Source organism: Pseudomonas sp. H3(2019) (assembly GCF_007713465.1).
In the GTDB taxonomy this organism is placed as follows: Bacteria; Pseudomonadota; Gammaproteobacteria; order Pseudomonadales; family Pseudomonadaceae; genus Aquipseudomonas.
In genome coordinates this window covers 24,877-49,670 of sequence record NZ_VMSG01000030.1, presented here as the reverse complement: position 1 = coordinate 49,670, position 24,794 = coordinate 24,877, and the positions used below count along the sequence as shown (strand labels likewise).

Here is a 24,794-nt window from a genome sequence, read left to right as displayed (position 1 = left end):
CTCCTACGGATCAGCGATGGTTACAACAACGGCGCAACAATTGGTTCTTTGCGCGGCCAGGCATCCAGCACCGCCTTGAACAGGGTGGCCAGCGGAATCGCGAAAAACACGCCCCAGAATCCCCACAGTCCACCAAACAACAGCACTGCGCAGATGATCGCTACCGGGTGCAGATTGACCGCCCCCGAAAACAGCAGTGGCACCAGCACATTGCCGTCCAGCACCTGAATGATCCCGTAGACCGCCATCAAGTAGATGAACTGATCGCTCCAGCCCCACTGGAACAAGGCAATCAACAGCACCGGCACGGTCACCACCACCGCCCCGACATACGGTACCACCACCGAAACGCCGACCAACAGCGCCAGCAGTGCCGCGTAATTGAGCCCCAGGGCAACGAAGCCGATGTAGGTCGCCCCGCCGCAAATGACCATTTCCATGACCTTGCCGCGAATGTAATTGGCGATCTGCCGGTTCATTTCTTCGGCAACGCGGGTGATCAGTGCACGCTCGCGCGGCAGATACCCGCGGACCCACTGCCCGATCATCGCCCGGTCCTTGAGGAAGAAAAACACCAGAATCGGCACCAGCACCAGATAGATCATGATGTTCACCAGCAATGGCAAGCTGGACAGCGAGAACGTCAACGCCCACTGACCGAACTTGCCAATCTCGCCACGCGCCACCTCGATGGCCTGCAGCACCTGTTGATCGGACACCAGATGTGGATAGCGCCTGGGCAGCAACAGCAGCAACGACTGCCATTTGGCGAGCATGCCCGGCAGTTCGTTGAACAAGGCAATCAGTTGATGCCAAAGCAACGGCAGCACCACGACCAGAAATAGCAGCAACATGCCCATGAACAACGCGAACACCAGCCCCACCGCGGCAGCACCGGGCAAATGCAGGCGCTCAAGGGTACTGACCAGACCTTGCATCAGATACGCCAACACCATCCCCGCCAATACCGGCGCGAGCATTCCGCCCAGAGTCAGGACCGCGGTGAAGGCCAGAAAGAGCAGCACGGCCAGCACCACGGCCTCCTCATCGGAGAAGTAGCGCTGAATCCAGTCGCGTAACACTTTGAACATCGATATTCCTTAACAATGAACGCCGCAAAATTCAGGCTTTTTTCAGCCAGTAGCGATAAACGCCAGCCTCATCCTCTTCATGAAGCAGCGTATGACCGGCCAAACGGGCAAAGGTGCGGAAGTCGCGCTGTGAACCCGCATCGGTAGCGATGACCTTGAGTACCGCGCCGCTGGGCAGGCGATTGAGCTCCAGCTTGGCCTTGAGCAACGGCAATGGACAGTTCAACCCGCAGGCGTCCAGTTCGGCGTCATGCTCTACAGCGTCGGTCATTGCTTCACTCCGGATAGGTGATTGAGTGATCTAGAATATCTGGTCGCAACGCATGTGTCCGGCTACAGTAAGGTCTTTGTCGACTAAGGCCTCGTGCATGACTTTTCTGCGCCCCACCCTGCTGACGCTCGCTTGCCTGCTAGCCTCACCGGGCTTTGCCGACGACCTGCCGTCACTTGGCGATGCCAGTTCTGCCATCGTATCGCCACAGCAGGAATACCAGTTGGGCCGCGCATGGCTGGCGATGCTGCGCAGCCAGGTGTCACAACTCAACGACCCACTGCTCAAGGATTACGTCGAAACCAGCGTCTATAAACTGGTGGAAACCAGCCAGGTCAACGACCGGCGCCTGGAGTTCATTCTGATCAACAGCCCGCAACTCAACGCCTTCGCCGCACCCGGCGGGATTGTCGGGGTCAACGGCGGCCTGTTTCTGAATGCCCAGACCGAAGGCGAATACGCTTCGGTACTCGCCCATGAATTGGCTCACGTGTCGCAACGCCACTTTGCTCGCGGCGTCGAAGCTTCGCAACGTATGCAAATCCCGATGATGGCCGCTCTGCTCGGCGGGATCATCGTGGCCGCGGCTGGCGCCGGAGACGCCGGTATCGCCGCCATCGCCAGCACCCAGGCAGCGGCCATTCAGGAGCAACTACGCTTCTCCCGGGAGAAGGAGCAGGAGGCCGACCGTATCGGCATGCTCAACCTCGAGAAAGCCGGTTACGACCCGCGCTCGATGCCGACCATGTTCGAACGCCTGATGCGCCAGTACCGTTTCAATGCCAAACCGCCCGAATTTCTGCTGACTCACCCGGTCACCGAATCGCGGATCGCCGACACCCGTAACCGCGCCGAGCAGTTCAAACCGGGCGGCAAGGAAGACAGCCTGACGTATCAACTGATTCGCGCGCGCGTCCAGTTGTTCTACGAAGACAGTCCGGGTCTTGCCGCTAAACGCTTTCGCGCCCAACTCGATGAAAACCCGAAAAGCGACGTAGCACGTTATGGCCTGGCAATCGCCCAGATCAAGGGCAGCCTGTTCAACGACGCCCGCGAGAACCTCAAGCAATTACTGGCCAAGTCGCCTGACGAAATCATCTACAACCTGGCGCAAGTCGATCTGGACATCGCCAACAATCGCCTGCCGGATGCACAGACGCGGGTCGACCGGATGCTCGTGCAGTACCCGCGCAACTATCCGCTGAATCAGGTGCGGGTCGACTTGCTGCTCAAGCAGAACCGCCCGGCCGACGCCGAGAAAGCCCTTGAAGCCCTGCTCAAGAACCGCCCGAACGATCCGGACGTCTGGTACATGGTGGCCGAGACTCGCGGCCTGTCCGGCAACATCATTGGCCTGCATCAGGCCCGCGCCGAGTACTTCGCACTGATTGGCGACTACCGTCAGGCGATCCAGCAACTGGACTTCGCCAAACGCCGCGCAGGCACCAATTTCCCGCTGTCGTCACGCATCGATGCGCGTCAACGGGAGCTGATGGAGCAAGAGCGCCTGGTCAAGGACATGATGGGCTGACGTTTCTTTGCCCCATAAAAAAACGCCTCTTTCGAGGCGTTTTTTTATTCAGTGACTAACCGGTTTACTCGGCCAGTTTGAAGGTAATGAAGCTGGCACGCCCTTGACGCAAGACCCGCATCGATACAGAGCGGTTCTTTGGCAGCGCCTGGGCGATTTCCGTGAACTCCTTGGCGGAACCTATTGCCTGATTGTTCAAATGAGTAATCACGTCACCCGATTGCAGGCCGATCAGGGCGGCAGGACCTTCCTGAACGTCCTTGATCACCACGCCACCCTTGAGGTCGAAGGCTTTTTTCTGCTCATCGCTCAAATCGGCCACGGATACACCCAGTCGATTGCTGCTGCGCTCGACACCAGGCTTGGCAAGGGCATCAAGCTCTTTGCCTTCCTCTGGAATCGCGCCAACCGTCAGATCGACATTTTTACGCTTGCCGTCACGAATCACTTCAAGCTTGGCTTTCTCACCTGCCTTGAGCGCACCCACCAGATGCGGCAGATCCGCTGACATGATGATCGGCTGACCATTCATGCTCAGGATCACGTCACCGACCTGCAAACCACCCTTGGCAGCCGGACCGCCATCCTGGATCTGAGCCACCAGCGCACCGGCCGGCTTCTCCAGGCCAAAGGACTCGGCGAGATCCTTGCTCACTTCCTGGATCACCACACCCAACCAGCCTCGGCTGACTTTGCCACCGCTTTTCAGCTGATTGGAAACATCCATGGCGACATCGATCGGGATCGCGAACGACACGCCCATGAAACCACCGGAACGGGTGTAGATCTGCGAATTGATCCCTACCACTTCGCCCGCCAGGTTGAACAGCGGACCACCCGAGTTACCCGGGTTGATCGGCACGTCGGTCTGGATGAACGGCACATAGTTTTCGTTCGGCAGGCTGCGACCAATGGCACTGACGATGCCCTGGGTCACCGTGTGGTCAAAACCAAACGGAGAACCGATGGCAACAACCCACTGCCCAGCTTTCAGATCCTGGGATTTACCCAATTTGAGCACAGGCAGGCCCTTGCCCTCGACTTTCAGCAATGCCACATCGGAGCGTGGGTCAGTGCCGACCAGCTTGGCTTTAAGCTCACTGCGATCGGCGAGACGCACGATGATTTCATCAGCATCGGCGATCACATGGTTGTTGGTCAGAATGTAGCCATCAGGCGAGATGATGAACCCTGAACCCAGGGATTGCGCTTCACGCTGGCGACCACGAGGCGAGCGCTTCTGTGGCGGCATGCCGCGCTCGAGAAACTCGCGCAGCGCCGGCGGCAAGCCTTCCAGATCCGGAATATCCTGATTGGAGACCTTGCGGTCCGGCAGCTTCTGCGTGGTACTGATGTTTACTACCGCAGGCGAGGCTTGCTCGACCAGTTGCGTAAAATCAGGCAGTTCGGCGGCCTGGGCACTGACTGCCTGACCGAGTACCAATACAACGGCAAAAATGGAGAGGCAGGATTTCAAACGTAGTATCGACATACGGCTCCCGTTACGACGAGCATGGTTAAGCGATATGGAGCAAGGAATACCGGGAAACATGCACCGGTACTTTTGCTCCGGGAACAACAAACAAGGCCAGAGCCGTGGGGCTCTGACCTATAGAAAATTTTTGGAGATTTTGCAAATGGAAATGCTCACCAAACATTTCGACATCTCAATTGTGGAGCGGACAATTGCTGGCCTCCTTCACAACTAACTGGCTGCCTGATAAGCATCACCGGACCTGCTCACTGCTTGGCCGCAGCGGCGTCGGTGCGCATGGAGAGTGCAATGCGCTCAGCAGTTCCGATCGGAATTTCGCCGACTACCGTGACCATCATCTCGCCATCGGGCGTGGTCAGACGTCGCGAAACTGCAACGGTCGGGCCTAGCTGAGTACGCGTATCGGTAACCACTGCGCCATTGAGCGGCTCCAGGAACACCGAAAAACGCGCCAGGCCATCGTCATACATCAAACTGCTGACCTGGACCTTGGTCTCCGGATCCTTGCGGGCGCTACTGCTGCTGAGTTCGAAGCCAGGTGGCAACCAGTCGGAATGCCATACCTGAGCGGCTTTCACCGCTAATGCCTTGTCGCTTTCGAGCGTCACGGCCTTGCACTCGGAGCTTGCTTGCAGATCACGCTCAGCAGGTACTTCAGCCGTATCCAGGCGAGTAAACTGGAAACGCTCCAGCAACTGCCCCTTGTCATTCAACAGCAATGACTTCAACGGCAGGCCGGTTTCGCGGTCCAGGTGCAATTCAAAACCATAACGATGCTGATCACGCGGCGTCAGTGAAACAATGACGGCCGGGCGTCCAGCCACGCGCGACTTGCCGGTGACGGCAAGGTCGTACCAATTCTTGAGCTTTTGTGGATCAAGCGCACGAGCAGAAGAGTCGGGAGTATCCCCCAGCCCCGCTACCAGGCTGCCGCTGACGCATTGAGTATGCCCATCAATACGTACGACTTCCTGAGCAGAACCGTCAAGCTGAAGCAAACGCTCGCGGACTTTGCCATCCTGGACGCGATGCCAGATGTTGTGGGTAGAAAAACTACCGTTACGCTCGTAGACGAAAGTGCCTTGGAAGCTTTGCTGTTGTTCGGCCTGACTCAGGCGGGTCAACCAGTCCTGAGCCTCATCGGCATAGGCTGGAACAACAAACCAGCCAGTAACCAGCAGCGTAAGTAGAGGGATGGCGCGCATGATCCTCCTTAACGGTTTTCCAGGCTTGCCGCACGAGCATAAGGCAGAGCGCTTTCAGTGCCTTTCAGTGCAGCTTGTTGAGCATGTTGGCGCAAGTAGCCTGGCAGACGCTGATCATGCCAGCCCGGCTGACCTTGCAATACGCCGTTGGCCATAGGACCAGTGGCTTCCGAACTCTCATTGTAGCCTGCCAAAACGGCTGGACCTTTTACTTGAGGAACAGCCAGAGCCGGTTGAGTGGAGTGCTGGGCCAATTCGACACCGGCGATCTCATCCTGGTTGTACAGACGCACGCCAGCCAGAACAGCAAGGGTCACCGATGCGGCCACCGCCAGACGACCCACGGTACGCCACGGACCACGAGTGACCTTGACCGGTACGGCTTCGTCAGCCAGGGCAGCAGAAACGGCCGAAGCAAGATCCAGACGTGGGATCAGCAGGTCTTTGTGCATGACTGCCCGAGCGACTTGGTAACGGGCCCAGGTCTCGCGGGTTTCAACATCGTCAAAGGCATTTAATACCCGACGCAATTCCAGTTCGTCCGCTTCGTTATCCATCACTGCGGACAGCGATTCCTGCAGGGCTTCACGACTCATGGCGGTTCCTCTCTTGGCTGTCGCCGCTGTCTCAGCTTTCCTGCAACAACGGCTGCAGGGCTTTATCGATGGCTTCCCGAGCGCGGAAAATCCGGGAGCGCACGGTACCCACCGGACACTGCATGACGCTCGCAATGTCCTCGTAACTCAGACCATCAAACTCACGTAAAGTTAATGCCGTACGTAAATCTTCTGGCAGTTGCTGGATGGTTCGATGGACGGTGCCTTCGATCTCATCACGCAGCAATGCACGTTCCGGCGACTCGAGATCCTTGAGGCCATGATCGCCATCGTAGAACTCTGCATCCTCTGAACTGACATCGCTATCCGGCGGCCGACGGCCGCGTGAAACCAGATAGTTTTTCGCCGTGTTGATGGCGATGCGGTAAAGCCATGTATAAAACGCGCTGTCGCCGCGAAAATTTCCAAGTGCACGGTAGGCCTTGATAAAGGCTTCCTGTGCGACATCCTGGGCTTCATGGGTGTCGTGCACGAAACGCACGATCAACCCGAGAATTTTGTGCTGGTATTTCAGCACTAGCAGATCGAAAGCGCGCTTGTCGCCGCGTTGAACGCGCTCGACCAGCTGCTGATCCTCTTCCTGGGTTAGCATGAACACTCCTCGATAAGCTCGGAGGAGGCTTGCATAACTAATCGATCAGGCTTGCAAACATAGACTCGGGCTTTTCGCAAAAGTTCTCCCCCTCCAAGCAAGTTTCCTGCGCGCTCTGATTTGGCACACACGAAAGACGCAGCACGGGCTGGGCCGGCTACGCGAATAATCTTTTCGTCGAATCCACCCGCAATGACCAAAACACAAATCCTGCGTGAAGCCGACGCTGTTCCTTGTTTCAGGCAACCTTCTATTGAGCTTGGACGCCTGGCAAAGTTCCCAACCTTTTATAGTCGTGCAAAACGAATAATGTATGACCACGCGGCGAAAAACAGCGCTTCATCGGCGATCAGGCTGCCTTATCGTCGACCCCGCGTGTAAATCGTCCTACACAACCATCTGTCTTTTCCGTCACAGTAGTTTCACATTGCCACGTAGGCCCGACTATTGTGCCGATCCACCCCTCTATATACTAGTGCGCTGTGTGGCTGTCTCGACTCGCCGATTCAGGTGTCTTGCGCCAACCCCGACCCGGGTCGCTTTGAGCGGAATCCTGAAATGAGCCAACAGTTTCAACACGATGTTCTGGTAATTGGCAGCGGCGCTGCCGGTTTGAGTCTGGCATTGACCTTGCCCGATCATTTGCGCATTGCCGTACTGAGCAAAGGCAACCTCGCCAACGGTTCGACCTACTGGGCTCAGGGCGGTGTCGCTGCCGTACTGGATGACACCGATACCGTAGAATCCCACGTCGATGACACCCTCAACGCTGGCGGAGGCCTGTGCCACGAAGACGCCGTGCGCTTTACCGTCGAGCATAGCCGCGAAGCCATTCAATGGTTGATCGATCAGGGCGTGCCGTTCACCCGCGATGAACAGTCCGGCACTGAAGACGGTGGTTTCGAGTTTCACCTGACCCGCGAGGGCGGCCACAGTCATCGGCGCATTATTCATGCCGCCGACGCCACAGGCGCGGCGATTTTCAATACCTTGCTTGATCAAGCACGGCAACGGCCGAACATCGAATTGCTGGAGCAACGGGTCGCCGTTGATCTGATCACCGAAAAACGCCTGGGCCTGGAAGGTGATCGCTGCCTTGGTGCCTACGTGCTCAATCGGGGCACCGGTGAAGTCGATACCTATGGCGCGCGGTTCGTGATCCTCGCCTCCGGCGGTGCCGCGAAAGTCTACCTCTACACCAGCAACCCCGACGGCGCTTGTGGCGACGGAATTGCCATGGCCTGGCGTTCGGGCTGCCGGGTGGCGAATCTGGAGTTCAACCAGTTCCACCCCACCTGCCTGTACCACCCACAAGCCAAAAGCTTCCTGATTACCGAAGCCCTGCGCGGTGAAGGTGCACATTTGAAGCTGCCAAACGGCGAACGCTTCATGCAGCGTTTTGACCCGCGCGCCGAACTGGCACCACGGGACATCGTCGCCCGGGCAATCGACCATGAAATGAAGCGCCTGGGTATCGACTGCGTCTATCTGGACATCAGCCATAAACCTGCATCTTTCATCAAGTCGCACTTCCCGACGATGTACGAGCGCTGCCTGGAATTCTCCATAGACATCACCAAACAGCCGATCCCGGTGGTCCCGGCTGCACACTACACCTGCGGTGGCGTCATGGTTGACCAACACGGCCGCACCGACGTGCCTGGCCTGTATGCGATTGGCGAAACCAGCTTCACCGGCCTGCACGGTGCCAACCGCATGGCCAGCAACTCGCTACTGGAATGCTTCGTCTACGCCCGCTCGGCGGCGGCGGACATTCTTGAGCAGTTGCCGCACGTCGCGATTCCAAGCGCCCTGCCCGCCTGGGACGCCAGCCAGGTGACCGATTCCGATGAAGACGTGATCATTGCGCACAACTGGGATGAGCTTCGGCGGTTCATGTGGGACTACGTGGGCATCGTGCGTACCAACAAGCGCCTGCAACGTGCGCAGCATCGCGTGCGCCTGCTGCTGGACGAGATCGACGAGTTCTATAGCAACTACAAGGTCAGCCGGGATCTGATCGAACTGCGCAACCTGGCTCAGGTGGCCGAGCTGATGATTCGCTCAGCCATGGAGCGCAAGGAAAGTCGCGGCCTGCATTACACCCTCGATTACCCGAACATGCTGCCAGAGGCGCTGGACACTATTCTGGTGCCGCCCACCTACGCCGACTGAACTTCAGCCGGACCCGCAGGCGTCGGTGAATATCCGTCGCCTGCGCATCGCGCGGCACACAGATCGCCCGGACCCGCCGCTCGCCGCGCAGACGAAAACGCAACACGACGACCAACGGTAGCGCCAGGCTGTCCGGACGTAATTGCACGGATTGCCAACCCGACAGCTGATTCCACAACTGCCAACCATCAGCGTCCCGGCGCAAGCCACGGAATGCCTGCGGATGCGTCAGCAGAATCTGGCGTGGCAACACCCAAAAACCGTGAGCCACGCACAGCGCAATGCCGAGCAAACAGGCCCATACCGGTATAGAGAGCAGCAACAGCGAACCCAGCGCGAACAGCTGGGCGAGAAGATAAGCCGCCAGCAATTGCCGTGAGGCATGCCAGCGGCATTCATAATGGTTACTTGGGTTGAACACGGTCCAGAATCATGCGAACCATGCGCTGCAGCTCAGGGTCTTCCGATTCGGCGCGTTCCATGAACCAGCCGAACATGTCCTGATCTTCGCATTCGAGCAGTTTGCGGTAGCACTCGCGATCGACATCGTTGAGGTGCGGATAAACCTCTTTGACAAACGGCACGAGCAACACGTCAAGCTCGAGCATGCCGCGACGGCTGTGCCAGTAGAGGCGGTTCAGTTCAACATCTTCGACCATGGAGCGCTCCTCAAATAGAGCGCAAGTATACAGCCCCAATCCCTGTCGAACAGTCGGCTTTGGTCGGGCACCCTCGAACCTTTGTGAACTACCCATTTCAAGGGCGCCCCCTTATGATGTCCTCCAGACTCTTTACCCTGCGATGACCCATGGCCGATTCTGCTTTTTTCTGCACCTTGTCCCATGAAGGCGTGCTCGCCGTTCGCGGCTCCGACGCCAGCAAGTTCCTTCAGGGGCAATTGACCTGCAACCTCAATTACCTGAACGACACCCAGGCCAGTCTCGGTGCGCGCTGCACCCAGAAAGGCCGCATGCAGTCGAGCTTTCGCATCCTGCTGGAAGGTGACGGGGTTCTGTTGGCGATGGCCAGCGAGTTGCTGGAGCCACAGTTGGCGGACCTGAAAAAGTACGCGGTGTTCTCCAAATCCAAATTGACCGACGAAAGTGCCGCCTGGGTTCGCTTCGGCCTGCAGCATTCAGAAGCCGTCCTGTCCGGCCTGGGCCTGGCGCTTCCCCTGGAAGATGGCGCAGTAGCCCGCGCGGGCGGCCTGATTGCCATTCGTGTGTCATCCGATCGCGTCGAACTCTGGGCGGCAGCCAGTCAGGCCGACACCTTGCACAACACGCTGGCCGCGCTGCTGCCTGAAGGCAATCTGAACCAGTGGCTGCTCGGGCAGATCCGCGCCGGCATCGGCCAGGTCATGCCGCAGACCCGCGAGCTGTTCATTCCGCAAATGCTCAATCTGCAAGCGGTGGGCGGCGTGAGCTTCAAGAAAGGTTGCTACACCGGCCAGGAAATCGTCGCGCGCATGCAGTACCTGGGCAAACTCAAGCGTCGGTTGTATCGCCTGCAACTCGACGCCACCGAGCTGCCCGAGCCTGGCACTGCACTGTTTTCCCCAACCCATGGCAGTTCCATTGGTGAAGTAGTGATCGCCGCTCGTGCCGAAAAGAACATCGAGCTGTTGGCGGTGCTGCAAGCCGAAGCCGCGGACAGTGGCGATGTGCATCTTGGTGCCCTGGAGGGCCCGGCCCTGCACCTGCTCGATCTGCCTTACTCACTGGATCGTGATCGCGAGATCCAGCGTTAACTGCAGCATTTTTTTGCAATGCCCTAGAGAAACTAAATGAGCGAGCTGGCGGAAAAGGTCCAACAGGATTTGGTTGAGGCCATCGATAACGATGACCTGGTTCTGCCAACGTTACCGGAAGTGGCCCTGCAGATTCGCAAGGCCGCCGAAGACCCGGAAATCAGCGTCGCCGACCTGAGCAAAGTCATCGGCCGCGACACCGCGTTGTCCGCGCGCTTGATCAAGGTGGTCAACAGTCCGTTGCTGCGTGCCGCTCAGGAAGTGACCGACCTGCACACGGCAATCACCCGACTGGGCATCAATTACAGCAGCAACCTGGCTATCGGTCTGGTCATGGAACAGATTTTCCATGCCCGCTCCGAGGTGGTGGAACAGAAGATGCGCGAAGTCTGGCGCAAGAGCCTGGAAATCGCCGGTGTCAGCTATGCACTGTGCCGCACTCATACCCAATTGAAACCGGATCAGGCGGCTCTTGGCGGGCTTGTGCATCAGATCGGTGTGCTGCCGATTCTGACCTATGCCGAAGACCACTACGAGCTGCTGTCAGATCCGGTCAGCCTCAACCATGTGATCGAACACATTCATCCGCTGCTCGGTGACAAGCTGCTGCAGGTCTGGGAGTTTCCGGAAATGCTGGTGAAACTGCCGGGGCTGTATCTGGACTTCAAGCGTCAGTCCGAGCAGGTCGATTATGTCGATCTGGTGCAGATCGCCAGCCTGTATTGCCACAAGGACACCGATCATCCGCTGTCCAGAATTGACGTGCTCAACGTGCCAGCATTCAAAAAACTGGGGATTGATCCGGAGAACACGGCAATGTGCAGCGATCTGGATGAATCACGATCGATGTTCTACTGATCAAGAGACTGCATCGCCCCCATCGCGAGCAGGCTCGCTCCCACATTTGAACTGTGGTGATCACAAACAGCATGCACACAGAATACTCAGTGTGGGAGCGAGCCTGCTCGCGATGAGGCCAATACGAGCACTACAAAACTACCCGGCGATAAAACTTACGCGAACCTTCAACCCGGCCTGTGCGCCATCGTGCAGGCTGATCTGGGCCAGATGGGCGCGGCAGATTTCACCGACAATCGCCAGGCCCAGGCCTGATCCCGCCACCTGCTGATTCCGCCGGTAGAAGCGTTCGAACACCCGGTCGCGCTCCTCAAGCGGAATCCCCGGCCCATCATCCTCGACCTCCAGCACCGCGGGCGCACTGACGCGCAAAATCACGTTGCCGCCCGGAGGCGTGTGAGCCAAGGCGTTATCCACCAGATTGCTCAACAGCTCATTCAACAGTGTTGGCTCGCCGCGCAGCCATACCGGTTCCTCAGCCTCCAACGCCAACGCGACGCCCCGCGCGTGGGCCAACGGCGCCATGGCCATGCCCAACTCGCGAGCCAGTTGACTCAGATCGAGCAACTGCGCACCACCCTCGGCAATCGCCCGCGCGCCGTTCTCGACGCGCGCAAGCGAGAGCAATTGATTCGCCAGATGAGTCAGCCGATCAGTGCCCTGAGCGGCGCTCTCCAATGTATTTCGCCAAGTCTCGGGCTCACTCGCCCGCAACCCTAATTCGAGCCTTGCCTTGAGGGCCGCCAACGGCGTTCGCAACTCATGGGCCGCATCGGCGATGAACTGCGCCTGACGTTCGAACTGCCCGCGCAAGCGTTCGGTAAAGTGGTTAAGCGCGCGTACCAGCGGCCACAATTCGCGTTGCACTTCCACCAGCGGCAAAGACCGAAGATCATCCGACTGCCGCTCCTCTACCACCGTGCGCAAACGCTCGAGCGGGCGCAATGCCGCGCTCACCGCAAACCACACCAGCAGCAACGCCCCTCCGGCCAGCATGCCCAGACGCAGCAAGGTATCGGTCATCAGGCTGCGAGCCATGCGAACACGGGCCTCGTCGGTTTCCGCCACGCGGATTTCCGCCATGCCATTCATGTTCGGTTCGGTCACCGGCTTGAGCAGGCTCACTACCCTCACGTTCTGCCCTTGGTAAATGGCGTCATAGAACCTCGCCAGCGCTGGATAATCGTCGGTTCGCGGCGTGCCTGGCGGTGGTCCGGGCAGGTTTTCGTAACCGGAAATCAGCTGCTGATGGATGTCGTTGACCTGGTAGTAAATGCGTCCGGCGCTGTCGTAGGCAAACGTGTCCAGCGCCACATAAGGCACATCGGCGCTAAGGCTGCCATCGCGCTGGGAAAGCCCGGCGGCGATGGTTCGCGCCGAGGCCAGCAAGGTCCGGTCATACGCCGTGTCGGCCGCTTCGCGACCGTTCCAGTAGGCGCTCAAACCGCTGGCGATCATCAGCACCACCAGCAGCAGTGCGAGGTTCCACAGTAACCGCCAGCGCAAACTGCCGGGCTTATGCATCGCGGGTTTCCAGCAGGTAACCGAGCCCCCTGAAGGTCACGATTGCCACCGCATGGCCGTCGAGTTTCTTGCGCAAACGGTGGACGTAGATTTCGATGGCGTCAGGGCTGGCCTCTTCGTCCAGACCAAACACCTGGGAGGCAAGCTGCTCCTTGCTCATCACCCGCCCAGGGCGCGCGATCAACGCTTCGAGCACCGCTTGTTCGCGAGAAGTCAGGGTCAGCAGCTCATCGCCGAGGGTGAAGCGCCGAGTGTCCAGGTCATACACCAACACGCCGCAGCGTTGCTGACGCTCGCCGCCGAGTACGCTGCGCCGCAACAGCGCCTTGACTCGCGCTTCCAGCTCGGTCAGCTCAAAGGGTTTGGCCAGGTAGTCGTCGGCGCCAAGGTTGAGCCCGTGAACCCGATCCTTGACGTCGCTGCGGGCCGTCAGCATCAGCACCGGCAGGTTCTTGCCACGGCTGCGCAAACGCGCCAGCACCTCGAAACCGTCCATGCGCGGCAGGCCGACATCAAGGATCGCCACCGCGTACTCCTCGCTGTTCAAGGCCAGGTCGGCGGCCACCCCATCATGCAGCACATCGACGGTCAAGCCGGTGCTCTTGAGCGCTTGGGCGACACTTTCGGCCAGCTGAAGATGGTCTTCGACGAGAAGAACACGCATGGATTTTTACCTCGTTCGGGGGATGGTCGACGCCATTCTTTGGCGCCGAGTTTACAGCCGCATCCGCCGCTGTGAAGCCCGAAAAACGTGAAAGTCTGTTGAAAGGTTCGTGAAAGGTTGGATCGTTAGAGTCCCGTCAGGGACCGTCTCGACTGCTGTACACAGGCCGTCGAGATCCGAAAGATGCCTCGAAGCGTTTTCGCCAATAAAAACAATAATTATGGAGATCCACATGAACCCATCACTGCGTAAATTCGCCCTGGCGGCCAGCTGCCTGCTGTTTGCCAGCCCACTGCTGGCGGACGTCGCCAGCGAGCCCAAGCGCCCGGAATGCATCGCACCGGCATCCCCGGGCGGTGGCTTCGACCTGACCTGCAAACTGGCGCAAAGCGCGCTGGTGAACGAAAAAATCCTGACCAAACCGATGCGCGTGACCTACATGCCCGGCGGTGTCGGCGCGGTAGCCTACAATGCCGTCGTCGCCCAGCGACCTGCGGACGCCGGTACCCTGGTGGCCTGGTCCAGCGGCTCGCTGCTGAACCTGGCCCAAGGCAAGTTCGGTCGCTTCGATGAAAGTGCCGTGCGCTGGCTGGCAGCGGTGGGCACCAGCTACGGTGCGATCGCGGTGAAAAGCGATTCGCCCTACAAGAACCTCGACGACCTGGTTCAGGCGCTGAAGAAAGACCCGAGCAAAGTAGTGATCGGCTCCGGTGGCACGGTGGGCAGTCAGGACTGGATGCAAACCGCGCTGATCGCCAAGGCCGCCGGGATCAATCCGCGTGACCTGCGCTACGTCGCCCTCGAAGGCGGCGGTGAAATCGCTACCGCACTGCTCGGTGGTCACATTCAGGTCGGCAGCACCGACATCTCCGACTCGATGCCGCACATCCAGAGCGGTGACATGCGCCTGCTGGCCGTGTTCGCCAACGAGCGTCTGGACGAGCCGGAAATGAAGGACATTCCGACCGCCAAAGAGCAAGGCTACGACATCGTCTGGCCAGTGGTTCGGGGGTTCTACCTTGGGCCAAAAGTCAGCGATGCGGAATACGCCTGGTGGAAAAACGCCTTCGACAAACTGCTGGCCTCGGAGGACTTCGCCAAGCTGCGCGATCAGCGTGAACTGTTCCCGTTCGCCATGACCGGACCAGAGCTGGACACCTACGTGAAGAAGCAGGTAGCGGACTACAAACTGCTGGCCAAAGAGTTCGGCCTGATTCAGTAATCGCCTCTGTCTCGCGGCCATCCCCTTGCGCATCAAAGGGGTGGCCCAGGAGTTTGTCATGCTCTTACAACGTATTTTTGCCGCGTTGCTGCTGCTCGCCTGTCTCGGCCTGGCGCTGATGGCGTGGCCGTACCAGGCGGCTTTTTCCTATGAACCCGTCGGACCAAGAGCCTTCCCGCTGTTGATGCTCGGTTTGATGAGCGCGGCGCTGCTGTACATGGTGTTTCGCCCTGCGCCGATCAAACACAGCGAAGACGAGCCGCCACTGGACCGCGAAACCCTGACCAAGATCGGCATCTGTGTCGTTCTGCTGCTGGTGTTCGCCGGAACCTTCGAACCACTGGGTTTCATTGTTTCCAGCATTCTCATTGGTGTACCGATGGCGCGCCTGTATGGCGGGCGCTGGTTGCCCAGCGTGGTGATCATCAGCTTGATGAGCGTCGGTCTGTACATGCTGTTCGACCGGTTGATGGACGTGCCGCTGCCGTTGGGTCTGCTCGACGTTCTGGAGAACTGATATGGATACCCTTAACTACCTTGGCCAGGGTTTCGGCGTCGCACTGACCCCTTACAACCTGGTCACCGCGTTGTGCGGCACCCTGATCGGCACCGTGGTCGGCTTGTTGCCGGGCCTGGGGCCGATCAACGGCGTGGCGTTGTTGATTCCGATTGCGTTCGCCCTTGGCCTGCCACCAGAGTCCGCGTTGATTCTGTTGGCTGCCGTCTACCTGGGCTGCGAATACGGCGGACGGATCAGTTCGATTCTGTTGAACATTCCGGGCGAAGCATCCACGGTCATGACCACCCTCGATGGCTACCCGATGGCCCGCCAGGGCATGGCCGGGGTGGCGCTGTCGTTGTCGGCCTGGAGTTCATTCATCGGTGCCTTCATCGCCACCTGCGGCATGGTGCTGTTCGCCCCGCTGCTGGCGAAATGGGCCATTGCCTTCGGCCCTGCGGAATACTTCGTGCTGATGGTCTTCGCGATTGTCTGCCTCGGTGGCATGGCCGGTGATCGACCGCTGAAAACCTTTATTGCCGCGCTGATCGGGTTGTTTCTGTCGTGCGTCGGGATCGATGCCAACAGCGGCGTCTACCGTTTCACCGGAGACAACATCCACCTCACCGACGGTATTCAATTCGTGGTGTTGGTACTGGGCCTGTTCTCCATCAGCGAAATCCTGTTGCTGCTGGAAAAAACCCATCACGGTCAGGAAGCCGTGAAAGCCACCGGGCGGATGATGTTCAACTTCAAGGAAGCCGCCTCGGTGTTCGTGGTGAATATCCGTTGCGGCGTTCTGGGGTTCATCATGGGCGTGTTGCCGGGTGCCGGCGCGACGCTGGCCAGTGCCGTCGCCTACATGACCGAGAAACGTATTGCCGGTGCCAGCGGCACCTTCGGCCAGGGAGACAAACGTGGCCTCGCGGCACCGGAAACCGCCATCGGCGGTGCTGCCTGCGGCGCGCTGGTGCCGATGCTGACCCTCGGCGTACCGGGTTCAGGCACCACGGCGGTGATGATCGGCGCCCTGTCGCTGTACAACATCACCCCCGGCCCGCTGCTGTTCCAACAGCAACCGGACATTGTCTGGGGCCTGATCGCTTCGTTGTTCGTCGCCAACGTCATGCTGGTGATCCTCAACATCCCGATGATCCGCCTCTTCACCCGCATCCTTGCCGTGCCGAACTGGGCACTGGTGCCGGTGATCGCAATCATTACCGGGATCGGCGTCTACGCCGTGCACGCGACGACCTTCGACCTGTTCCTGATGATCGGTATCGGTATCTTCGGCTACATCCTGCGCAAGCTGGATTTCCCGTTGTCACCGGTCCTGCTGGGTTTCATTCTTGGCGGGTTGATGGAGCAGAACCTGCGACGTGCGCTGTCGATTTCCAACGGTGCGCTGGATATCCTCTGGTCGAGCCCCATCACCTTCGGTTGCTGGGTACTGACCGCGATCATGTTGCTGATGCCGATCCTGCGCATCTGGCGCAAACGCTCGATGGCCCGGCGCGCTATCGCCTGAGGCGATCGAGTCGAACCTATCGCAGGCAAGCCTCGCTCCGTAGGCGCGGGGCTTGCCTGCAAAGACGAATTCAGACCGGAGGCAACCGCCACTCGATCGGCGTCTCGCCATTCTGTTCAAGAAACTTGTTGGCGCGGCTGAAATGCCCGCAACCGAGGAATCCGCGGTAAGCCGACAGCGGCGACGGGTGCACCGAGGTCAACACCAGATGTTTGGTGGCATCGATCAGTTTCTGTTTGCTCTGCGCGTGAGCGCCCCATAGCAAAAACACCAGATGGGGCTGATGCTCGCTGACCACCTCGATAATCCGATCGGTAAAGTGCTGCCAGCCCTTGCCCGCATGGGCGTTGGCATTGGCCCGCTCCACGGTCATGGTGGTGTTGAGCATCAGTACGCCCTGGTCGGCCCAGCTTTGCAGGTAACCGTGGTTCGGGATGTCGATGTTCAGGTCGCGCTTCAACTCTTTATAGATGTTCACCAGCGACGGTGGCGCCGGCACACCCGGTTGCACCGAGAAGCACAAGCCATGAGCCTGACCCGGGCCGTGGTACGGGTCCTGGCCGAGGATCACCACTTTGACCTTGTCCAGCGGCGTGGAGTTGAGGGCGTTGAAGATCATCGGCCCCGGCGGATAGATTTCCTTGCCTGCGGCGTTTTCCTGCCGCAGAAACTCGCGCAACTCAGCCATGTAAGGCTGGTCGAATTCGGCACGCAGTGCTTCCTTCCAGCTCGGTTCGAGTTTGATACGGTCTTCAACAGTCATGGTTACACCCGAGAATTCAATGGGGCGAACCCTAGGAAAGCCCACCGCGCTTGTCAATTGATCTGACGCAGATCCAGCACTTTCTCGTACAGCGATCATACTGAACGTTCAATTCAGTCATCGAGGTCAAAATGAATCTGCACTTCGAAGAACTCACCGGCACGGACGGCGCACGCATCGGTATCGCCAGCCTGGATGCCGAAAAATCCCTGAACGCCCTCTCGCTGCCGATGATCAGAGCCTTGAGCGATCAACTGGAGGACTGGGCCAAAGAGCCGCAGATTGTCTGTGTGCTGTTACGCGGCAACGGTGCCAAGGCGTTTTGCGCCGGCGGTGAAGTACGCAGTCTGGTAGAAGCCTGTCGGGCCCATCCCGGTGAAGTACCGCCCTTGGCCGCGCAATTTTTCTCGGCGGAATATCGCCTTGATTTTCGTTTGCACACCTACCCTAAACCGCTGATCTGCTGGGGCCACGGTTACGTCCTCGGTGGCGGCCTGGGGTTGCTGCAAGGCGCAAGCATCCGCATCGTCACCCCGAGCAGCCGCCTGGCCATGCCTGAAATCAGTATCGGCCTGTACCCGGATGTTGGCGCCAGTTGGTTTTTGTCACGACTGCCCGGCAAGCTCGGCCTGTTTCTTGGCTTGACCGGCGCGCAGATAAACGCACGCGACGCCATTGATCTGGACCTGGCTGACCGCTTCTTGCTGGATGAACAGCAGGAAGAGCTCATCGAAGGTCTGCTGCAATTGAACTGGCAGGAACAGACGCCCATGCAGCTCAACAGCCTGCTCAAGGCCTTGCAGCAAGAAGCCGTCGGGCAAATGCCCGAGGCGCAATGGTTGCCACGACGCCAGCAGATTGATGAGTTGCTGGATGTCAGCGATGTACGTTGTGCCTGGCGTGCCATCAGCCTGTTGCGCGATCACCGCGACTTGCTGCTGGCCCGTGCGGCGAAAACCTTGCACGAGGGCTGCCCGCTGACCGCCTATCTGGTCTGGGAGCAAATCCAGCGTGCTCGGCACCTGTCATTGGCCGAGGTCTTCCAGATGGAATACACCATGAGCCTGAATTGCTGTCGGCACCCGGAATTCAGCGAAGGTGTTCGTGCGCGTTTGATCGACAAGGACCAGAAGCCGCATTGGCATTGGCCGGACATCAACACGATTCCTGAGGCGGTGGTCCAGGCGCATTTTCATAAGGCCTGGGAAGGTCGACATCCGCTGGCGGATTTGTCGGGTTACTGAAATTTCAGGCATAAAAAAGCGGCGCTGAATGCGCCGCTTGTTCGTTGGAAGGCCTAGCGGTGGCCGTCCCAATTACGGCGGCCATCGCGGCCATCGCGACCATCACGGTCACCCTGTCTGTCGTGATCACGCCCGTCACGATGACCCCGATCATCCCATTCCCGGCGGCCATGGCCACCCTCCTCGCGATGACCCCAGCCATGGCGGTCGCGGTCATCCCAGCCACGGCTCTGGTAAACGCGGTACTCGACTCGCGGTGGTGCCTGGTAATAACGCGGCGCTGGCTGGTAGTAGCGCGGCGGCGAGTAGTAACGCACAGGCGGTGCGGAATAATAGGGTCCACCGCCGTAGTAATAAGCCGGTGCCGGCGAGGTGTAGACCTGAGGGCCGTAATTACCGGGACCTTCGTCGTAATAGGGAACACAAGCAGAAAGCGTCAAACCCAATGAAGCGATAAGAAGAAGTCGGCGATACATGGCGGCCTCCTGGACCGCGAATGAGCCATACCAGCGACGCTGGTCAGCGGCAGCCAATTCATCTGACTGACGAAATATCTGACAGCAAAATCGGAATCTGGTGCGATTCAGAAACAAATTTAAACACGTAGCCGATAACGCTTCTCGAGCGCCGATTAGCCTGCATAAAAAACGGCGCTTCCTTCACCAGAAAGCGCCGCGCAATTAGAAAAACCCAACACGATCAAAGCGGCCCGACTCGCCACCGTTTCAGTGATGCCCGTGATACCCCCCACCACCGTGATAACGCCCCCCATAACCACCGTGGTAATAACCATGGTAACCACCATAATAATAGCGGGGGCCATAGTAGAGACCACAACAGTAGTAAGGCGCATAGTAACCGCCGTAGTAATACGGTACCGGTGCCGTGTACACCGCAGGACCGTAATAGCCTGGATCGACATAGTAATAACAGGCAGAAAGACTCAAACCCAGCAACGCACCAAGCAAGATTCGACGATACATGGCGGCCTCCTGGACCGCAGACAGCGCGTACCAGCAACGCTGGTCGGCGTCAGTCGGAACACTGAGCGGCTGACATCTATTAAGACTCTGAAACAACCGCCAAGTGCCTCACCGCGCACGCCTTCAGATCGACGGCCAGACCACCCGCCTGCACAGCCTGCTGTTACGCTCCACACAGACCATGTACCGTGCCCAATCAACCGTCATCGAACCTGCACAGAAGTGCCCCATTCCAGCCATGAAAAAACCTGACCTCTGCCCGGCCTGCGGCGCCAGCAACGATTGCAGCCTGGCCGACCCGCGAACCGCCGACCAGGCCTGCTGGTGCTACGCCGTGGCTATCGACCCGGCAGTGCTGCTGGCGTTGCCCGCCGAACTGCGCGACCAGTCGTGCCTGTGCCCACGCTGCGCGCAGGTCGAGTCGCAGCTGCAAGCAGCCCTATAGGGTAAGATGCGCGCCCTTTTCCGATCTGCCGACCGTCATGCGCGTTGACCGCTTCCTCAGCAACCTGCCTCGCTTCAACCGTAAACAGGTGCGCCTGCTATTGGTCGAACGGCGGATCAAGGTCGACGGGCAGATCGTCAGCGATCCGCATTGTGAAGTGCGCGAGTTCAGCCGTGTCGAGTGCGACGACGAAGTACTGCAAGCCGGCAAACCACCGCGCTACTTCATGCTGCACAAACCGCCGGGCTGTGTCAGCGCCACTCGCGACCCGGAACACCCGACCGTCCTCGACCTGATCCTTGAACCTGACAAGGACGACCTGCACATCGCCGGGCGACTGGACTTCAACACCACCGGGCTGATGCTGATCACCAACGACGGCTCCTGGTCGCGGCGCCTGACCCAACCGCAGACCAAGCTGCCAAAGGTCTACTACGTCGAAACCGAACAACCCATCACCGATGAATACGCACAGACCTTCGCCAAAGGCCTGTACTTCGCCTTTGAGGATCTCACCACCCAGCCTGCCGACCTGGTGCTGCTGGGCGAAAAATCTGCACGGTTGAGCATCGTCGAGGGCCGCTATCACCAGGTGAAACGGATGTTCGGCCACTTCGATAACAAGGTCTTGCGCCTGCACCGCGAGCGCATGGGGCCGCTGGTACTCGATGACACATTGAGTCCGGGCGAGTACCGTCCGCTGAGCGCCAGAGAGATCCAGCTGATCTGAAGCAAGCGACCGCTGAGCAGAAGTTGTCGAACAATTTACGAACTGCACTTGCGCGATGGCCACTCCCCTGCTTGAATCAGGACGTCGGCCCAAATGTGACCGGCAAGTCATAACATACTTCTAAGAAACTTTTTGTCGGCAGAGCGCCTCGCAGATTTCACCTCTCCCGACAGACTGCCCGCCAATAACAATACCCGTCGACCAGCCTTCACCGGATCGACATGGGCTCAAAAAATTCCAGGCGTATGCCTACCTGTCACAAAGCTCGTGCAATCTCATTGCGCGCATACCCGCTTGCCAGGAGTCTTATGACATGAGGCCAGAAATCGCTGTGCTGGATATACAAGGTCAGTACCGGGTTTACACGGAGTTCTATCGCGCAGACGCCGCAGAGAAGACCATCATTCTGGTCAACGGCTCGATGGCCACGACTGCATCGTTTGCACAAACCGTAAAAAACCTGCACCCGCAATTCAACGTGGTGTTGTACGACCAGCCCTACGCGGGCAAGTCAAAGGCCCACAATCGGCATGAGCAAATGCTCACCAAGGAAGTCGAAGGGCAGATCCTCCTTGAGCTGATCGACCATTTTGCCGCAGAACACGTGATGTCATTCTCGTGGGGTGGCTCCGCTACGTTGATCGCTTTGGCACAACGCCCGCGCCGGATCGAGAAAGCTGTGATCAGCTCGTTCTCGCCGATAGTCAACGAGCACATGCGCGATTATCTGGAGCGCGGTGTCGACTACCTCGGCAACCTTGATGGCGACCGTGTCGGCCACCTGGTCAACAACACCATCGGCAAACACCTGCCGACGCTGTTCAAGCGCTTCAATTATCGTCACGTCAGCAGCCTGGCCGAGCATGAATACGGGCAGATGCACTTCCACATCAGCGATCTGCTCAACAGCGATCGCCAGTGCTACCTCAAGGCCGCCAAGCATATCGACGTACCGGTGTTGTTCATGAACGGTGAATGGGACGAGTACACCGCCGCCGACGATGCCCGACTGTTCGCCAGCCATGTGCAACACAGCACATTCAGCACCATCCGGGCCACCGGGCACTTTCTCGACATGGAGCACAAAGCCGCCTGCCGAGACAGCCGTCATGCACTGATGGGGTTCCTGAAACCGGCTCATCATGAAGGCCGAACGCGTTCCCACTTCACCCAGGACCACCATGCATTGGCCATTTGAAACAGCGTCCTCGCGAGCAACCTCGTCTTCCTGACTACACGCATTACCTGTAGGTACGAGGCTTGCCCGCGACAGACCGCAATACGCTTTCAAACCCGGTGTACCGCCGCCATCGCCAGCGCTGAGCCCAGCTGCCGACGAGGCATTGCCTTGCCTGCAAAAAACCACGTAACCGCAGATTCGCCAAAGAAAAACTTCAAATCCAGCGCCACATCTGGTACAAAGTCAGCCGCTCTGAGCGGGTGTCGTATAATGGCATTACTCCAGCTTCCCAAGCTGATAACGAGGGTTCGATTCCCTTCACCCGCTCCAATCAGATTTCAGTCTCACGTCGTTTTTTGACGGGGATGCAGGTAAAGAAAAAACCGGCCTTGATGGCCGGTTTTTTTGTTTCTGGGGTTTGGTGGAATCGGGCTCTGAGGCATCCCCCCTTTCGTCCGTTGCCCGCTGATCGATGATTAAGTGCTCTCGGGGCGTTAGCGACTACCCTGAAGTCTGTTAGCGTTTTTTTCTGAAAACACGGATTTATTATCAAATTTCATCAAGCGTTAGCATTTTCATATCCGCGAAAATTAGCGTTTTCGCACGGGACTCGCAGCAACTTCATCTTCAATGAATACGAGGACGCGCGCTTTGCCTGGCGCTATCTCGATCTGACCGAACACGTCCTGTACACCGCACGTGTCGTCGAGCACACGATTCGAAAGGGAATGGCGGATGAAGCCAGAGTACTGGTGATCTTTCAGCGAGCTCAGAACCGGCTGAAAGAAGTACTGAAAATGCCGGACCAGGATGCGAACCGCATCATCCGTTCCATCAAGGAGAACGGCTGGGTGGTGTCCGGCAAGCTAATGAAAGGCTACCCGCAGCTTGAAGATGAGCGCATGGCAGAACGCGTTGTGGAGGCCGTGCGTTTTGCGTTTGAGGATCGTGAGATGGAGGGCGGCGAAGAGTGATTCTACGGCGCGGCGGATTAATGCCAGCCAAATTCAGTGTCAACCACCCATTGACTGGTGGCACAAAGAAGCCAATTTCCGAAAAGGCAATGTCCCACACGACACTGGGAATTGTCCGTACACTTGCGCATTGCTGTGCATTTGCAACGAGGCCTATAGTCGAGCCGGCGCCAAAATGGCGCTTCGGGTTTGGCGACTCGATGCCAATGTACAAAAGCCTCCGATCAGTTTTCGGAGCGCTTTAAAGCACTTAGCTGCCTGCATTTTGGTAGCTGTGCGCGGGAGATCTTCGGGTCTGCCGGGTTGTCCATTGTCCGGTTCGCCAACCTGCGTACAGCTGCCACCCTTTTCGTTTGGCGACGATTGAGTGGTAGACCTCTTATCTCAATGGAGCTCTACTCATGAATGAATATATGGCTTTAACCAGCAACGCCGACGACCTACCCTCCCTGTTCGTCAACACCACTCAACCGCTGCATTCACTGCTCAGCACGGCCAGTTACAGAATCCGAGCCGTGACGCAGATTCTGGAAAACCTCGCGATGCGGGGTGACATCACCACTGACTCGGTCATTCTCAGCGACTTCGCATTGCTCTGCTGCATACCTTTGCGCGACGGTTGCGATGTGCTGGATGTGATTGCGCGACGTATGGATGCAGAACCGTCCTGACGTCACAAGGGGGCGCCATTTCGGCGCCCCCTCCAGGTCTTGACAGCGAAAACCACGCATGATAGCGAGTGCTATACTTCTTTCGAATTGCATGAAGTCTGCAACGTCCCCCACGGGTACAGATACCGACTGCAAATCTCAGTTAACGGCTGCCGGACAGAGGAGGTCTACAGCAAACACGAGATGGGAGGTGTGGTATGAATCGGCACTATTACATCAGTGACAATCTCGACGATCTTGAAACTGTTGAAAATGAATTGGAAGCCAACGGCATCAATACCGAACAAATTCATGTGCTCAGTGAAGAGGTTGCTGATGTTGAAGAACATCACCTCCACGAAGTTAACTCGTTAATGAAACAGGATACTGTTCACTCTGGCGAGATTGGTGCGGCGGTCGGTGTGCCACTCGCGGCACTGGTCCTTGGCGGCGCCTATTGGCTGGGGTGGACCCAATCCGTCGCAGGCTGGATGCCTTTCATCTTCCTGGCCGTTGTTATAGTGGGCTTCAGCATCTGGGAAGGTGGTTTTTTTGGTATCCAGGTGCCGAACACTCACTTCCGCAGTTTTAAACAGGTGGTCGATGAGGGCAAACATATCTTCTTCGTGGATGTTGAGCCGGATCAGGAATCGGTACTGGACCGGGTGATCGAACATCATCCAAGACTGAAGATCGCCGGCACGGGAACGGCAGCCCCTCACTGGACAGTAGCCTGGCAGCACAAATGGCATCAGTTCAAGCGAGTGATATCGGGTTAGCCCCTGGAGGCTTGAGGCCATCCG

26 protein-coding genes, 1 tRNA gene and 1 pseudogene are annotated in these 24,794 nt (G+C 58.4%); 15 read left to right on the top strand and 13 right to left on the bottom strand.

The annotated features are described in order from the left end of the window. Nucleotides 1-20: 20 nt before the first annotated feature. Together FPT12_RS24330 and FPT12_RS24325 are read right to left on the bottom strand one after the other, a co-directional pair. Nucleotides 21-1,091, bottom strand: coding sequence for an AI-2E family transporter (locus FPT12_RS24330; protein ID WP_145021096.1), 1,071 nt, complete (start codon nt 1,089-1,091; stop codon nt 21-23). A 31-nt stretch (nt 1,092-1,122) separates the two neighbouring features. Continuing rightward, complete coding sequence (locus tag FPT12_RS24325) at nt 1,123-1,362, bottom strand: sulfurtransferase TusA family protein (RefSeq protein WP_145021093.1); 240 nt, start codon at nt 1,360-1,362, stop codon at nt 1,123-1,125. A gap of 97 nt (nt 1,363-1,459) precedes the next feature. Here FPT12_RS24325 and FPT12_RS24320 point away from each other — a divergent pair, with 97 nt between their 5' ends. Beyond that, nucleotides 1,460-2,893 carry a M48 family metalloprotease gene (locus FPT12_RS24320; RefSeq protein ID WP_145021091.1) on the top strand — a complete coding sequence of 478 codons (1,434 nt, stop codon included), beginning with the start codon at nt 1,460-1,462 and terminating at the stop codon, nt 2,891-2,893. 64 nt (nt 2,894-2,957) lie between these two features. On the opposite strand, the gene FPT12_RS24315 is transcribed toward FPT12_RS24320, so the two are convergent. The 4 genes from FPT12_RS24315 to rpoE all read right to left on the bottom strand — a co-directional run bounded on the left by FPT12_RS24315 (nt 2,958) and on the right by rpoE (nt 6,802). Continuing rightward, entirely contained in the window at nt 2,958-4,385 is a 1,428-nt protein-coding gene (locus FPT12_RS24315) for a DegQ family serine endoprotease (RefSeq protein ID WP_145021088.1), read from the bottom strand. 248 nt (nt 4,386-4,633) lie between these two features. Then, entirely contained in the window at nt 4,634-5,593 is a 960-nt protein-coding gene (locus FPT12_RS24305; protein WP_145021082.1) for a MucB/RseB C-terminal domain-containing protein, read from the bottom strand. Nucleotides 5,594-5,601: 8 nt separating this feature from the next. Next, a complete protein-coding gene (locus FPT12_RS24300) occupies nt 5,602-6,189 on the bottom strand; it encodes a sigma-E factor negative regulatory protein (RefSeq protein ID WP_145021079.1) in 588 nt (195 codons plus the stop codon). 31 nt (nt 6,190-6,220) lie between these two features. Further along, the gene (gene rpoE, locus FPT12_RS24295; RefSeq protein WP_019692537.1) at nt 6,221-6,802 is read right to left on the bottom strand and encodes an RNA polymerase sigma factor RpoE; all 582 of its coding nucleotides are present in this window, start codon (nt 6,800-6,802) and stop codon (nt 6,221-6,223) included. A 558-nt stretch (nt 6,803-7,360) separates the two neighbouring features. Between rpoE and nadB the strand changes: the two genes are divergently transcribed. Continuing rightward, complete coding sequence (gene nadB, locus FPT12_RS24290) at nt 7,361-8,977, top strand: L-aspartate oxidase (protein WP_145021076.1); 1,617 nt, start codon at nt 7,361-7,363, stop codon at nt 8,975-8,977. Here the strand turns inward: nadB and FPT12_RS24285 are convergent. Both FPT12_RS24285 and FPT12_RS24280 read right to left on the bottom strand, forming a co-directional pair. Further along, nucleotides 8,946-9,398: a protein YgfX gene (locus tag FPT12_RS24285; RefSeq protein WP_145021073.1), complete on the bottom strand. Its 453-nt coding sequence runs from the start codon at nt 9,396-9,398 to the stop codon at nt 8,946-8,948. The genes nadB and FPT12_RS24285 overlap by 32 nt on opposite strands. Then, nucleotides 9,382-9,636: a succinate dehydrogenase assembly factor 2 gene (locus tag FPT12_RS24280; protein WP_019692540.1), complete on the bottom strand. Its 255-nt coding sequence runs from the start codon at nt 9,634-9,636 to the stop codon at nt 9,382-9,384. Before FPT12_RS24280 ends, FPT12_RS24285 begins: the two co-directional genes overlap by 17 nt. Nucleotides 9,637-9,785: 149 nt before the next feature. Between FPT12_RS24280 and FPT12_RS24275 the strand changes: the two genes are divergently transcribed. Next, on the top strand, nt 9,786-10,727 hold the full coding sequence (locus FPT12_RS24275) for a folate-binding protein YgfZ (RefSeq protein ID WP_145021069.1): 942 nt from the start codon (nt 9,786-9,788) through the stop codon (nt 10,725-10,727). A gap of 36 nt (nt 10,728-10,763) precedes the next feature. Beyond that, complete coding sequence (locus FPT12_RS24270; RefSeq protein ID WP_054596103.1) at nt 10,764-11,585, top strand: HDOD domain-containing protein; 822 nt, start codon at nt 10,764-10,766, stop codon at nt 11,583-11,585. Nucleotides 11,586-11,723: 138 nt separating this feature from the next. Here the strand turns inward: FPT12_RS24270 and FPT12_RS24265 are convergent, their stop codons facing one another. Together FPT12_RS24265 and FPT12_RS24260 are read right to left on the bottom strand one after the other, a co-directional pair. After that, entirely contained in the window at nt 11,724-13,109 is a 1,386-nt protein-coding gene (locus FPT12_RS24265; protein ID WP_145021066.1) for a sensor histidine kinase, read from the bottom strand. Beyond that, on the bottom strand, nt 13,102-13,773 hold the full coding sequence (locus tag FPT12_RS24260) for a response regulator (protein ID WP_071551450.1): 672 nt from the start codon (nt 13,771-13,773) through the stop codon (nt 13,102-13,104). Before FPT12_RS24260 ends, FPT12_RS24265 begins: the two co-directional genes overlap by 8 nt. Before the next feature lie 232 nt (nt 13,774-14,005). Here FPT12_RS24260 and FPT12_RS24255 point away from each other — a divergent pair, with 232 nt between their 5' ends. Genes FPT12_RS24255 through FPT12_RS24245 form a run of 3 tightly spaced genes read left to right on the top strand, consistent with a single transcriptional unit; the run spans nt 14,006 to nt 17,022 of the window. Continuing rightward, the gene (locus tag FPT12_RS24255) at nt 14,006-14,995 is read left to right on the top strand and encodes a tripartite tricarboxylate transporter substrate binding protein (RefSeq protein ID WP_145021063.1); all 990 of its coding nucleotides are present in this window, start codon (nt 14,006-14,008) and stop codon (nt 14,993-14,995) included. 58 nt (nt 14,996-15,053) lie between these two features. Then, nucleotides 15,054-15,512 carry a tripartite tricarboxylate transporter TctB family protein gene (locus tag FPT12_RS24250; RefSeq protein WP_145021060.1) on the top strand — a complete coding sequence of 153 codons (459 nt, stop codon included), beginning with the start codon at nt 15,054-15,056 and terminating at the stop codon, nt 15,510-15,512. 1 nt (nt 15,513) lies between these two features. Beyond that, entirely contained in the window at nt 15,514-17,022 is a 1,509-nt protein-coding gene (locus FPT12_RS24245; RefSeq protein WP_145021057.1) for a tripartite tricarboxylate transporter permease, read from the top strand. 70 nt (nt 17,023-17,092) lie between these two features. On the opposite strand, the gene ung is transcribed toward FPT12_RS24245, so the two are convergent. Further along, a complete protein-coding gene (gene ung / locus FPT12_RS24240) occupies nt 17,093-17,785 on the bottom strand; it encodes a uracil-DNA glycosylase (protein ID WP_145021054.1) in 693 nt (230 codons plus the stop codon). Nucleotides 17,786-17,916: 131 nt separating this feature from the next. On the opposite strand from ung, the gene FPT12_RS24235 reads away from it, so the two are divergent. Next, the gene (locus FPT12_RS24235; protein ID WP_145021050.1) at nt 17,917-19,029 is read left to right on the top strand and encodes an enoyl-CoA hydratase/isomerase family protein; all 1,113 of its coding nucleotides are present in this window, start codon (nt 17,917-17,919) and stop codon (nt 19,027-19,029) included. 53 nt (nt 19,030-19,082) lie between these two features. Here the strand turns inward: FPT12_RS24235 and FPT12_RS24230 are convergent, their stop codons facing one another. Together FPT12_RS24230 and FPT12_RS24225 are read right to left on the bottom strand one after the other, a co-directional pair. Next, complete coding sequence (locus tag FPT12_RS24230; protein WP_145021046.1) at nt 19,083-19,505, bottom strand: hypothetical protein; 423 nt, start codon at nt 19,503-19,505, stop codon at nt 19,083-19,085. 249 nt (nt 19,506-19,754) lie between these two features. Beyond that, entirely contained in the window at nt 19,755-20,012 is a 258-nt protein-coding gene (locus tag FPT12_RS24225; protein ID WP_145021043.1) for a hypothetical protein, read from the bottom strand. 238 nt (nt 20,013-20,250) lie between these two features. Here FPT12_RS24225 and FPT12_RS24220 point away from each other — a divergent pair, with 238 nt between their 5' ends. From FPT12_RS24220 to FPT12_RS24190, 7 genes and pseudogenes are all read left to right on the top strand, one after another. Further along, nucleotides 20,251-20,457, top strand: coding sequence for a cysteine-rich CWC family protein (locus FPT12_RS24220; RefSeq protein WP_145021151.1), 207 nt, complete (start codon nt 20,251-20,253; stop codon nt 20,455-20,457). A gap of 37 nt (nt 20,458-20,494) precedes the next feature. Next, nucleotides 20,495-21,187, top strand: a complete 693-nt coding sequence (locus FPT12_RS24215; protein WP_145021039.1) for a pseudouridine synthase — start codon at nt 20,495-20,497, stop codon at nt 21,185-21,187. A gap of 313 nt (nt 21,188-21,500) precedes the next feature. Next, nucleotides 21,501-22,385 (top strand): alpha/beta fold hydrolase, encoded by an 885-nt coding sequence (locus FPT12_RS24210; protein ID WP_145021036.1) that lies wholly within the window; start codon nt 21,501-21,503, stop codon nt 22,383-22,385. Between the two features lie 238 nt (nt 22,386-22,623). After that, nucleotides 22,624-22,697, top strand: a tRNA-Gly gene (locus tag FPT12_RS24205). Between the two features lie 275 nt (nt 22,698-22,972). Further along, nucleotides 22,973-23,341: pseudogene (locus FPT12_RS24200) on the top strand (cell filamentation protein Fic); the annotation flags it as partial. A gap of 401 nt (nt 23,342-23,742) precedes the next feature. After that, the gene (locus FPT12_RS24195) at nt 23,743-24,012 is read left to right on the top strand and encodes a hypothetical protein (protein WP_054596089.1); all 270 of its coding nucleotides are present in this window, start codon (nt 23,743-23,745) and stop codon (nt 24,010-24,012) included. 197 nt (nt 24,013-24,209) lie between these two features. Further along, nucleotides 24,210-24,770, top strand: a complete 561-nt coding sequence (locus FPT12_RS24190) for a magnesium transporter (RefSeq protein ID WP_145021033.1) — start codon at nt 24,210-24,212, stop codon at nt 24,768-24,770. The last annotated feature ends 24 nt before the right edge of the window (nt 24,771-24,794 follow it).